4 protein-coding genes and 1 pseudogene are annotated in these 11,726 nt (G+C 70.6%); 1 reads left to right on the top strand and 4 read right to left on the bottom strand.

The features are described from left to right. A pseudogene (locus LZF96_RS20010) lies at positions 1-581 on the top strand (hypothetical protein); the annotation flags it as partial. A gap of 506 nt (positions 582-1,087) precedes the next feature. Here LZF96_RS20010 and LZF96_RS20005 read toward each other — a convergent pair. The 4 genes from LZF96_RS20005 to LZF96_RS27135 form a co-directional block, all read right to left on the bottom strand. Then, the gene (locus LZF96_RS20005) at positions 1,088-2,182 is read right to left on the bottom strand and encodes an IS630 family transposase (protein WP_233874598.1); all 1,095 of its coding nucleotides are present in this window, start codon (positions 2,180-2,182) and stop codon (positions 1,088-1,090) included. A gap of 79 nt (positions 2,183-2,261) precedes the next feature. Beyond that, the gene (locus LZF96_RS20000) at positions 2,262-3,458 is read right to left on the bottom strand and encodes a cytochrome P450 (RefSeq protein ID WP_233874595.1); all 1,197 of its coding nucleotides are present in this window, start codon (positions 3,456-3,458) and stop codon (positions 2,262-2,264) included. Further along, positions 3,455-3,685 carry an MbtH family protein gene (locus LZF96_RS19995; protein WP_267941129.1) on the bottom strand — a complete coding sequence of 77 codons (231 nt, stop codon included), beginning with the start codon at positions 3,683-3,685 and terminating at the stop codon, positions 3,455-3,457. Before LZF96_RS19995 ends, LZF96_RS20000 begins: the two co-directional genes overlap by 4 nt. An 86-nt stretch (positions 3,686-3,771) precedes the next feature. Further along, positions 3,772-11,181 carry a non-ribosomal peptide synthetase gene (locus LZF96_RS27135; protein ID WP_233874586.1) on the bottom strand — a complete coding sequence of 2,470 codons (7,410 nt, stop codon included), beginning with the start codon at positions 11,179-11,181 and terminating at the stop codon, positions 3,772-3,774. Between the last annotated feature and the right edge of the window lie 545 nt (positions 11,182-11,726).

The raw sequence follows: 11,726 nt of genomic DNA, 5'->3' as shown, positions 1-11,726 counted from the left end.
GGTGGGCGATGGTGGCGGTGGGGGTCGTGCCGGTCGTGGTGCTGGCCGTGGCGCGGGTCACGGAGGCGCGTGAGGCCGACGGGTTGGCCGGGTTGTGGCCGGTCGAACTGCTGGCTGCGGCCGGGGCCGTTCTGATCGGTGCCGGGATGGTCGCCGCCGCAGTGCGGCCGGACCTGCCGCGCCAAGAGGCATGGCGGCAGGAGGCGGGGCGTCGGATGGCACCGGTGGTGGTGGCGCTCGGCGCGGCTCTCGCGGCGTTCGTGCTCGAGGCCGTGATGCGTGCGGAGGGCCCGGTCGGCATGGTGGTGGCGCCGGCGGTGGCCGCCGGCGTCGCGGTCGGGCTGGCCGTCGCCGTCGGGGCCGTCGGACACCGGCCGCTTGCCGCCACCGCGCAGATCATCGCCGGGATCGTCGCCATCGCCGTGGTGGTGAGTGCGGACGCGGCATTCAGACCTTCGGCCGCCCCGGAGTTGACCGAACCCGGGGCACTGCCCTGGCTGCTGCTGCTCGCGGTGAGCGCCGGGATGGCCTGGCTCGCCGGCACGGTGAGCGCCCGCCGTCGGACGCGGCGCACCCCGTAGGCAGGGGTCTCCCCGATCGGACCGACTCCTTACCCTTCCGCCTCTGCTTCGCCGGTCCCCATCGCCCCCGCTCCATACCGCGGGCGGGGCACTGCGGTGCGGTAGGGGTCACCGGGCCATCGCCTCACCTGGCGCCGAGGGGCTGGTGTTCACCGTGCCGAGCTCGGCCTCCACCTGGCCGAGCAGAAGCCGGCCGGAGGGCGGTAACACCTCGGTGACCCCGCCTTCCCTCGGCCGGCCCGCTCCGCCTGTCGCGACCACGGCTGCGGAAAGAGCGAGAACGCTCACAGACCTTCGCCCTTTGCCGAGTCGTCGTGGGCGACGACTGCGGAGCGACCGAAGCGGGCCGCCAGGATCAGATGGGTCCGGTTTTGGATGTTCACGACAGATTCTGTCGGCCTCTGGAAAGCGCCAGGACTGAGGGGAGGGGTGGCCGGACGTCCCCGGACAGTGCGGCAGCAACTTGCCGTCCTTGGACAGCCTAGTGTTTCGTGATCCGGTTCGTGTCAGTTCGAGTTGTTATTGACGAGTTTCCTGACGCTGGTTGTGACGAGCCGGACCTTTGCGAGGATCTCGCCGGTGGTCGCAGTCCAGGTGAAGGGTTTCGGGTTCTGGTTCCAGGAGTTGATGTAGTCGCGGATCTGCTTGATCAGGACGTGGACGCTGGAGAACGTGCCGCGACGGATCGACTGCCGGGTGATGATCCCGAACCAGATCTCGATCCGGTTCAACCAGGAAGAGCCGACGGGGGTGAAATGGAAGTGCACGCGAGGGTTCTTCTCCAGCCACGCCTTCACGTCCGGGGTGGTGTGCGTGGACAGGTTGTCCAGCACGATATGGATCTCCTTGCCGGCGTGCGGCTTCACCGCCTTCTTCAGGAGGGCCGGGAAGTTCGCGCCGTTCCGGTTCGGCTTGCATTCGCCGAGCACCTCGCCGGTGGAGATGTTCAGTGCGGCGAACAGGTTCGTGGTGCCGTGCCGCACGTAGTCGTGGGTGCGTTTCTCGGTGGCGGTGAAGGTCACGGGCAGCACCGGCTGAGTCCGGTCCAGCGCCTGTACCCGCGTCTTCTCGTCGACCGACAGGACGACAGCGCCCCCGGGCGGGTCCAGGTACAGCCCGACGATATCGGCGACCTTCTCCGCGAACGCCGGGTCTTTCGACAGTGTGAAGGTGCCGGAGCGGTGCGGTTTCAGGTTCTCCTCCCGCCAGATGCGGGCGACATAGTGGAAGGAGACCTTGATGCCCTCGCGCCGCTTCAGATGGTCGGCAAGTGTCCGTGTGGACCAGTGCGACAGGCCCGATTCCGGCGGCGGAGTCATCCTCGTCAGCGCGATCACCCGGCCGCGGGTCTGCGGCGGCACCTGCTCCTTTCCGCCACCGCGCTTCCTTTCCACCAGGCCCGCCACTCCGTGCTCCGCGTATCGGGTCCTGGTGCGGTCCACCGTCCGGGCGGACACCCCCGCCAGTTCGGCGATGTCCTTGCGGCGGCGCCCCTCGCCCGCCCACAACACGATGCGGGCTCGCAGGGCCACATCCGCCGTCACGTGCCGGTCCGTCGCCAACGCCCGCAATTCTGCGGCCTGTTCCGAAGAGAGGTTCACACAGTGTCCAACGAGCCAAAGAGCCTCAGGTGACACGAACCGGATCACGAGACACTAGTGCCGTGATCTCACGGGTGGTTCACCAGGTGATGGGCAGCCGCAGCAAGCTCCGTACCTGCATTCCGTCCTTCCATTCCAGCGAATTCGTGGGAACGGCACACCGCATTCCGGGCAGTCGCGTGAGCAACGCCTCAAGCGCCACCCGCAATTCGAGGCGGGCGAGCGGCGCGCCCAGGCAGCGGTGGATTCCGTACCCGAATCCCAGATGGGGATTGTGCTCCCGGGTCGGGTCGAAAAGGTCCGCGTTCTCGAACACCGATTCATCGCGGTTGGCCGAGGGGATGGCGGGAAGCACGGACTCGCCCGCACGGACAAGCGTTCCGCTCAGCTCGATGTCCTCGGTGGCGTAGCGCGCGAAGGTGACATGGGAGATGAGGGGCACATAGCGCAGCAGCTCCTCGATCGCCGTCGGCATCAGCTCGCGTTTTCCCCGAAGTAGTTCCAGCTGCTCGGGGTGGGTGAACAGGACGTACAGGGAGTCGATGAGCTGCGACGAGACCGTCTCGTGCCCCGCGATCAGCAGGACGCTCGCCAGCTCCACGAGTTCCTTCTCGGAGAGCCTCTCCTCCTCCTCGCCGGCCTTGACCATGGCGCTGATCAGGTCGTCCCGCGGTTGCTGACGGCGGGTGGCCATCAGCCGCATGATATATCCGTGCAACCGCTCGGTGTCCGCCTCGATCTCCTCTTCCGTCATCACGGTCGTGGCGGAAAAGGCGTCGAGCCAGCCGCGGAACCGCTCGCGGTCCTCGAACGGGACGCCGAGCAGATCGCAGACGACCGTACCGGCGAAGGGAACCGCGAATTCCTCCATGAGATCGCCTGGCGGCCCCTGGGCGACGAGGCCGTCGATCAACCGGTGAGCCTCACCTTCGATCCGGGGATGCAGCAGCTCGACGCGGCGCGTGGTGAAGACCTTCGCCAGGAGCCTGCGCAGCCGGGTGTGGTCGGGTGGGTCCATGCCCAGGATGCTGGTGTGGATGGGCAACGGGGTCAGACGGGACTCGTCGTGCTCCGCCGCCATCGCACGGCTGAACCGGGGGTCCCCCAGGATCTTCTTCATGTCCGCGTAGCCGGTGACCAGCCAGGCGTCCTCGCCGAAAGGGCAGCGGACCCGGAGGACGGGCTCCTCCCGGCGCAGTTCCCCGTACAGCGGATCGAGGTCCAGAGCGATCGCTTCGCCGAAGGGGTAGCCGCGGGGTGACTGCTGGTCGCTCATGCGGACCGCACCTCGGAGAACCGGTCGTAGTACTCGACGAGGCTCTTGGGCCGCATGTCGGTCCAGTTCTCCTCGACGTACGCGAGGCATTCCTGGTGGGAGGCGGGGCCGTGGACCGTGGCCCACCCCGCGGGCACGGCGGTGAAGGACGGCCACAAGGAGTGCTGTCCCTCGTCGTTGACCAGCACCGAGAAAGTGCCCTCGGTGTCATCCCAGGGGTTGTTCATGATGTGTGACCTTTCCGTGGACGAACGGATGAGGAGATGGTGCGCCGGGGCCGGGGCCGGCCGCGGCCACCGTGATGGTGTGGTGCTCAGCGGGTGGGCGGTGGGAAGAAACCCGACGCGACGAAGTGGTCGGCGTAGGTCCGGATGAGCGCGCCGTCCAGGGCCGGGAACGCCGGCCCCGAGTCCGCGAGTCCGGCCAGGGTGTTGGTCCGGTCGAGACGGATCCGCCCCAGGCGGGACAGCGCGGGCAGGGTGTCGGTGAGCAGCACGGCCGCGTCAAGGAGTCCCGCGCCTTTCGCCCGTTCCGCCTCGGCGTCCGCCCGCCGGCGCAGCGCTCGCGTCCAGTCGTCGAGGCCCATGGTGTCCAAGCGATACCCGTACAACCGCAGATGGTCGAGGAACGTGTCGAGGGGGATGGGTTCGGGGCACGTGAGGTGGTGTGCCAGACCGATGCCGCCGGGACGGCGGGAGAGGTGGACGAGGGCGGCCGCGGCGTGGTCCACGGGGATCAGGTCGACCACGGCGGGCGGGGCGTCCTGATCGGCGGGGCGTGGGGCGGCCCCGATGACGAGCATCGCCCGCACGAGCTGCCAGAGCACGTCCTTGGCGGAACCGATCCCGCTGACGGTGTGACCGCTCACCCGGCCGAACCGGTACACACTCACCGGGAGCCCACGCCCGGCCGCCTCCCACACGAGCTGCTCCGCCACCCACTTGCTGGCCGTGTAGCCGCCCGGCATGAGGGAGTCGGGGTGTACCCGGTGGGACTCGGGCACGGGGCCGAGGTTCCCGGAGTCCTCGTCGGTGCTCACGGAGACCGCGGCGGTCGAGACGTAGTGGACCGGCACCGGGGTCGAGCGGGCCGCCAAGCGAAGCACCTCCTCGGTGCCGGACACGTTGGACGCCCTCAGCCGGGCGTACGGTTCGACCGCGTTGACCCACGCGCCATTGTGATAAACGACGTCGGTCAGGGCCGCCAGGGCGTCGAACCGCTCCGGGCGGAGGCCGAGCAGGGGCTTTTCCAGATCACCGGGCACGGGAACGATCCGGCCGCGGGTGGACTCGTTCCACAGCCCGTACTCCACCAGGCTCCGCCGGACGCGCCCGAACGCCCGCTCGGTGTCGTCCGCGCGGACCAGACAGTGGATGTCGGCACTCGTACGGTCGAGGAGTTCGCGCAGGAGGAAGGCGCCGAGGAAGCCCGTCGCGCCCGTCAACAGGATGTTCTCGTGGTCCGTCGTGTCGCCGGACCGCCCCTCTCGCCGGGGCCCGACGGTGATCCGCGGGTCGAGCACGGCCTCCGCCAAGAGGTCTGCCGGGGCCGGACCGGGCACGGAGGCGTCCGCCGGCGGGTTCGTCTCGTCGGCCGCCTCGAGGAGCGCGGCAACCGACTGCCGTTCGAAGAGGGTGCGGACGGGCAGATCCACCCCGAGGCGGTGGCGGATCCCGCTGATCACCCGGGTCACGAGCAGGGAGTGCCCGCCCAGGGCGAAGAAGGAGTCGTCGATGGTGACCCGGGGGACGTCCAGAACCTCGGCGTACAGTTCGCACAGGATGCGTTCGCGCGGATTGCGCGGCGCCCGGCCTGCCGACAGCGCCGCGAGATCCGGCGCCGGGAGCGCGGCGCGGTCCACCTTGCCCGCCGCCGTGATCGGCAGTGCGTCGAGGACCGTCACCGAGGCCGGAACCATGTGGTCGGGCAGCAGACCGGCCAGATGGGAGCGCAGCCCGAGGCCGCTCGGGTCCGCCGAGTGGCGGGCGGGCACGACGTATCCGGCGAGGCAGGTGGCGCCGCGGCTGTCCTTGCGGGGGACGACCACGGCTTGCGCGACGTCCGGATGGGTGCTCAGGGCGGCCTCCACCTCGCCCGGCTCGATCCGGAACCCCCGGATCTTGACCTGCCCGTCGGCGCGGCCGATGTACTCCAGTTCCCCGTCACTGTTCCAGCGAACGATGTCGCCCGTGCGATACATCCGGGAGCCGGGGGCGCCGAACGGGTCGGCCACGAAGCGGTCGGCCGTGAGCCCCGGCCGATGCAGGTAGCCGCGGGCGAGTCCGGCCCCGGAGACGTACAACTCTCCGGGCATCCCGGGCGGCACGAGACACAGGCCGCGGTCGAGGACGTAGGTGCTCGCGCCCACGGTGGGTGTGCCGATCGGAGGCGTGCCGCCGCCGGAGAGCGGGGAGCTGAGCGTGGCGCACACGGTGGTCTCGGTCGGGCCGTAGCCGTTGATGAGGCGGCGCCCGACCGACCAGCGCCGAACCGTCTTCCCCGACACCGCCTCACCCGAGACGATCAGCGAGGACACGGAAGTCAGCCGAGCGGGCTCCATCACGGTCAGCGCGGCCGGTGGCAGGGTCGCATGGGTGACGCCGAGTCGCTCGACCAGGGCGGCCAGGCCGGGCCCGGGCGCGGTGAGTTCCGCCGGTGCCATCACCAGCGTGGCTCCGGTCAGCAACCCCCCGCACAGTTCCCACACGGCCCCGTCGAAGCTGTGGGATGCGAACTGAAGGATTCGGCTCGACGCGGTCACCCCGAACCGCCGCAGCTGCGCCTCGACGACACCGGAGAAGCCGGAATGGGTCACCACCACGCCCTTGGGCCGGCCGGTGGATCCGGAGGTGTGGATGACGTACGCCGGACTCGTGTCCGTCAACGGCCGCCCCCGCTCGCCGTCGGTGACATCCGTCTCCCGACACAGGCCGACGGCGTGCCGGGTCTCGGCCCGGTCCAGGACGACTCGGCGCACTTCGGGGGCGCCGGGAAGGTCCGGAAGGGAAAGCGACGTGCCGGAGTCGGTGAGGAGCAGCGCCGGACGGACATCCTCGAGCATGAACCGGAGTCGGGCGGCGGGGTAGTCGGCGTCCAGCGGCAGATACGCGCCTCCCGCCTTCAGCACGGCGAGGGTGGCGATGACCGAGTCGACCGTGCGGGGCAGTGCGATGGCCACGTACTGTTCGGGGCCGATACCGTAACCGATGAGGTACCCGGCGAGCCGGTTCGCCCGTGCGTTGAGCTGGTGGTAGGTCATTTTCCGCGCCGGCCCCACGCCGTTGTCGAAGATCAGCGCCGTTGCCCCGGGCGTTCGTTTGACCTGTGCCTCGAACAGATCGGGCAGGGGAAGGCGCGGTACATCCCGCGACGTGTCGCGACTCTGCTTCAGCAGTGTTTTTCGCTCGCCGGGGAGGACCACATCAAGCGTGTCGATCCGCTGTCCGGGGTCGGCGGTGAGCGTGTCGAGGAAGCGAAGGAACCGGTGGACGAGACGCTCGACGCCGTCCCGGTCGAACAGGTCGGTGCTGTACTCCACCACACCGTCCATCCCCTGCGGGCGCCGGTCGGCGCCCTGGCGCTCCCGCAGGCTCAGTGAGAGGTCGAACCTGCAGGCACCGGTGCTCACCGCACGCTCCCCGACGATCAGGCCCGGCAGCTCCGGTGCGCTCCGCGGAGCGTTCTGCAGGGCCAGCATCACCTGGAACAGGGGGTGGTGGGGTGTCCCGCGCGCCGGGGCGAGGGCGTCCACAAGCCGCTCGAACGGCAGGTCCTGATGGGCGTACGCGGCCAGATCGGTCTCCCGCACCCGGGCGAGCAGATCCCGGAAGGCGGGGTTCCCCGAGGTGTCGGTGCGCAGCACCAGGGTGTTGACGAAGAACCCCACCAGGCCCTCCAGGGCTTGGTCCGTGCGGCCTGCCACCGGGGTGCCGATCGCGATGTCGTGGCCCGCGCCCAGCTTGCTCAGCAAGGTGGCGAGCGTGGCGTGCACCACCATGAACGGACTCGCCCCGCACCGCTCCGCCAGGTCCACGATCCGCCGGTGCAGGTCGGCGTCCACCGCGAAGTGCAGGGTGTCGCCGCGGTGGGACGCGGACCGCGGCCGGGGCCGGTCGAGGGGGAGTTCGACGCGTTCGGGCAGCCCTTTCAGAACGCGGGTCCAGTAGGCGATCTGGCGGGCGGCCGGACTGTCGGGGTCGTCTTCCCCGCCCAGGAGTTGCCGCTGCCACAGGGCGTAGTCCGTGTACTGGACCGGCAGCGGCTCCACGGCGGGGGCCTCACCGCGGCGGCGCGCCGCGTAGGCTGTGGCGAGGTCCCGCCACAGCGGTGCGAGGGACCATCCGTCGCAGGCGATGTGATGGATGGTCAGTGCCAGGACGTGGCGGTCCGGGGCCGTGCCGAACAGGTGGGCCCTGACCGGAAGGTGGCCCGCCAGGTCGAACGGGCGGCGCACCGTCGCGGCCACCGCCGCGTCGAGTTCCGCGGGCGCCACCGTATCGACATCGAGCGGCGGCCGTGCGGCCGTGCCGTCGAGAACCAACTGCCCGGGCACACCAGCCTTTTCGGTAAAGACCGTCCGCAGGCTCTCGTGGCGCTCGACGACATCGGCCAGCGCGGTTTCGAGCGCCGCCCGGTCCAACTCCCCCTCCAGTTCCAGGACGAGCGGGACGTTGTACGTCGCGGCCGGACCCTGGAGCCGGTCGAGGAACCACAGGCGGCGCTGCGCGAAGGACAGCGGTACCTCATCGGGACGCTCCATGGGCCGGAGCGGGGGACGATCCCCGGCCGACGTCCGCCGCACGGCCTCGGCCAGACCGGCGACGGTCGGTGCTTCGAAGACGCTGCGCACCGGCAGCTCCAGACCGAGCACCGACCGCAGCCGGGAGCTGAGGCGGGTGGCGGAAAGGGAGTGGCCGCCGAGGGCGAAGAAGCTGTCGTCGATGGTAACTTTCGAGACGCCCAGGATATCGGCGAACAGCCCGCACAGCAGCTCTTCGAGGGGGGTGCGCGGCGGCCGTCCGTCTTCGACGGAGCCGATGTCGGGCTCCGGCAGCCGTCGGCGGTCCACCTTGCCGTGTGGCGTCAGTGGCATGGTCTCGAGTACCACCGTGGCGGCCGGCACCAGGTACTCGGGTAGCCGCCTCGTCAGGAAGTCGCGGACCGAGGAGACCAGGGCGCCGGTGTCCCGCGCGGTGGCGGGAGCGTTGACGAGGGAGGTCGGCGTCGTGCCGGCCGGTGCCGGGGCTCCACCACCGGGTGTGCCCGGCGGGCGCCGGGTCACCACGATGTCCAGGGCGTCATCAACGCTGGGGGACCAGGTGACGGAGGCCCGAAGACCATACCGTGCGGCAATCTCGTGCACTTGCTCGATCAAGAGGGTCTCGGCGTCGTCCCGCGCGCCCAACGAGCGGATCCGGCCCGTGTCGCCCGCACCCTCCAACGCCCGCAGTGCCGCGGCGACGGGTGCGATCCGGTCGTCGGGCACCCCGGTCACCCGGATGTCGACGGGGCATCCGGCGTCGAGGTGGTCGGCCAGCGATTTCGGGTCCGAGATGTCCCGGCCCCACCGCAGCTCTTCCACGGGGAGAACGGGTTCGGCTCGGCTCACGGCCTTGCGCAGCACGGCGTCGTAGCGGTAGCGGGTCAGTTCGTTGACGTACCGCCCCCGCTTCACCCGCACCTCGCTGCCGCCGACGCCCGGGACGGTGCCCGCCGGGTCGGTGAAGAACGCCGGGTCCACCAGTAGCTCCTTCTCCCGGACCATGCCGTGCTCGACGGCCGCGCGCAGGGCGGCGGGGCTCGACGGCAACCCGGGGCGGCGCAGCCGGACATCGGTGTGGAAGGCGCGAAGGAGGCGCAGGTTGCGTACGTCTCCGACGAAGACCGACCCGCCGGGGACGAGCAGCTCGACCGCCTTGGTCAGGACGTCCGTGAGGTAGTGCGCGTCCGGGAAGTACTGGGTGACGGAGTTGATGACGACGGTGTCGAAGAATCCGACGGGCAGGCCGCTGATGTCGTCGGCCGCGCGGACGCTCAGTTCGACCCGGCCCGCGAGCGAGGCGTCCCGGCGCACCGGTCCGGTCAGCGCCTCGATGGCCCGATCCGACAGGTCCGTTCCCCAGTAGGCGTCGCACCGAGGAGCCAGCCGGGACATCAGCAGCCCGGTGCCCACTCCTATCTCCAGGACGCGACGTGGGTTCAGTTCACGGATTCGTTCCACGGTCGTGTCGCGCCACTCCCGCATCTGCTCCGGCGGGATGGGTCGGCCGTCGTAGCTGCTGTGCCAGCCGGAGAAGTCCTCGCCGAAGGGCATCCGGGTGGTCTCGCCGTAGAGCGAGTTGTAGATTCCCCGCCACTCGCTCACCGCGTCCGTGCCGCCCTGCGCGGGCCCGGCCCCGTCGGTGGGGACGACGTAGCCGATGAGTCGTTTGTGTCCGGTCCGATCCTCGCGGGTCACGACCGCGGCCCGGGCGACACCCGGGTGCTCCGAGAGGACGGCCTCCACCTCGCCGGGCTCGACGCGGAAACCACGGATCTTCACCTGGTCATCGCTGCGGCCCACGAACTCCAGGAGTCCGTCCGGCCCGCCGCGCACCAGGTCACCGGTTCGGAAGAGCCGGGCGCCGGGCTCTCCCAGCGGGTCGGCGACAAACCGTTCGGCGGTCAGGGCCGGGCGATTCCAGTAGCCGCGGGCCAGGCCCGAGCCGCCGATGTACAGTTCCCCGACCGCACCCGGGGGAACCGGGCGCAACCGCCGGTCGAGGACCTCGACGCGCATGCCCGACATGGGGGCGCCGATGGGAACGACGGTGCCCGGGGCACCGGGGTCGGTGACCCGGTGACAGGTGGCGAACGTCGTCGTCTCCGTCGGCCCGTAACCGTTGACAACCGCCGTGCCGGGACAGGCCCGCAGGACTCGCCGGACGGCCGCGGGGGAGACCGCGTCCCCGCCGGTCCACACCTCGCGCGCGCCGCGGAAGCACCGCGGATCCTCCTCCGCGAGGACGGAGAACAGCCCGGCGGTCACCCACAATCCGGTGATCCCCGCCTCCGAGACCGCCGAGGCGATGCCCCGGGCGTCCGGTTCGCCCGGGGGCGCGATCACGACCGTCCCGCCACACAGCAGCGGCACCCACAACTCGTAGGTGGACGCGTCGAAAGCGTGTGGCGAGTGCAGCAGGACCCGCTCGTGGGCACCACCGCGCCAGATACGGTCCCGGGCAAGACCCACGACGTTCTCGTGGGTCACCGCCACGCCCTTGGACGTACCGGTGGAGCCGGAGGTGAACATCACGTAGGCGAGCTGCCGCGGTTCGGCGGGGATACCGGGGGTGGCCGGGCCCTGGTCCCCGTCCGGGGCGCCGGAGCGCACCGACAGGACCCGTGGGCCGGTGCCGAACTCATCCCGGGGACGTGGCCGGTCCGTCAGGATCAACCGGGGTCGGGTCTGCTCGACCATCCATCGCAGTCGCGATGCGGGTGACCGCGTATCCAACGGCACATAGCAGGCACCGGACCTGACGATGGCGAGCAGAGACACCACGAGATGGGTCGAGCGTTCCATCAGGACCGCCACGGTGGAACCCGGGCTCGCCCCCTCCGCGGCGAGACGCCGGGCCAGGTGTTCGGAACGGGCGTCGAGCTCCCGGTACGTCATGGCCGTGTCCTCCTCGGCGCCACGGATCAGCGCGGTCGCGTCGGGAGTCAGCCGAGCCTGTCGCACGAAGGCTTCCGGGAGCGTCGCGGGCGTCGTGGCGGTGTCGGACGGGCCGGAACGTGCGAGGGGGATGTCGGGGCGCGGAGCGTCGGCCGGGGGCCGGCCCGGGAGGGAGTGGTACTGGGGGGACACGCGTCAACTCCTCTGTGCGGACTCCCGGGGGACGGCGCTGCCGGCCTGCCGCTCGACCGCACCGCGGAAGGGCGCACTCAGGCGTCCGGTGAATGCGTGGGCGAACGATGCGTAGCGATCATGTCGCAGCGCGTTTCGGCGCGGAAACGGGACAGTGGTCGATTCGGCCGTTCTCGTGGCCGATCGGTCGCGTGGGGGCCTGTGGTCGACCCACCGGCGCGGTCGCTCGCGGGGCGGTTCCGCGGGGACGCGAACCCTGGCCGCGTCACCGAAAAACAGGAGGTGGTTCGTGAGGTCATCCGCCAACTGGGCGGGTCGGAGATTGGCTGAAATGAATGCCTATGAGTGGTTAGTGGTAAATGTCGAACAAAGTTCCGCCGTACTCCGCGTCGGCTGGGGAGATCGCGCCTGCTTCGGCG

Source organism: Streptomyces sp. ST2-7A (genome assembly GCF_021390475.1).
In the GTDB taxonomy this organism is placed as follows: domain Bacteria; phylum Actinomycetota; class Actinomycetes; order Streptomycetales; family Streptomycetaceae; genus Streptomyces.
The sequence above is the reverse complement of the archived record's forward strand: the minus strand, read 5'-3'. Positions and strand labels throughout refer to the sequence as shown.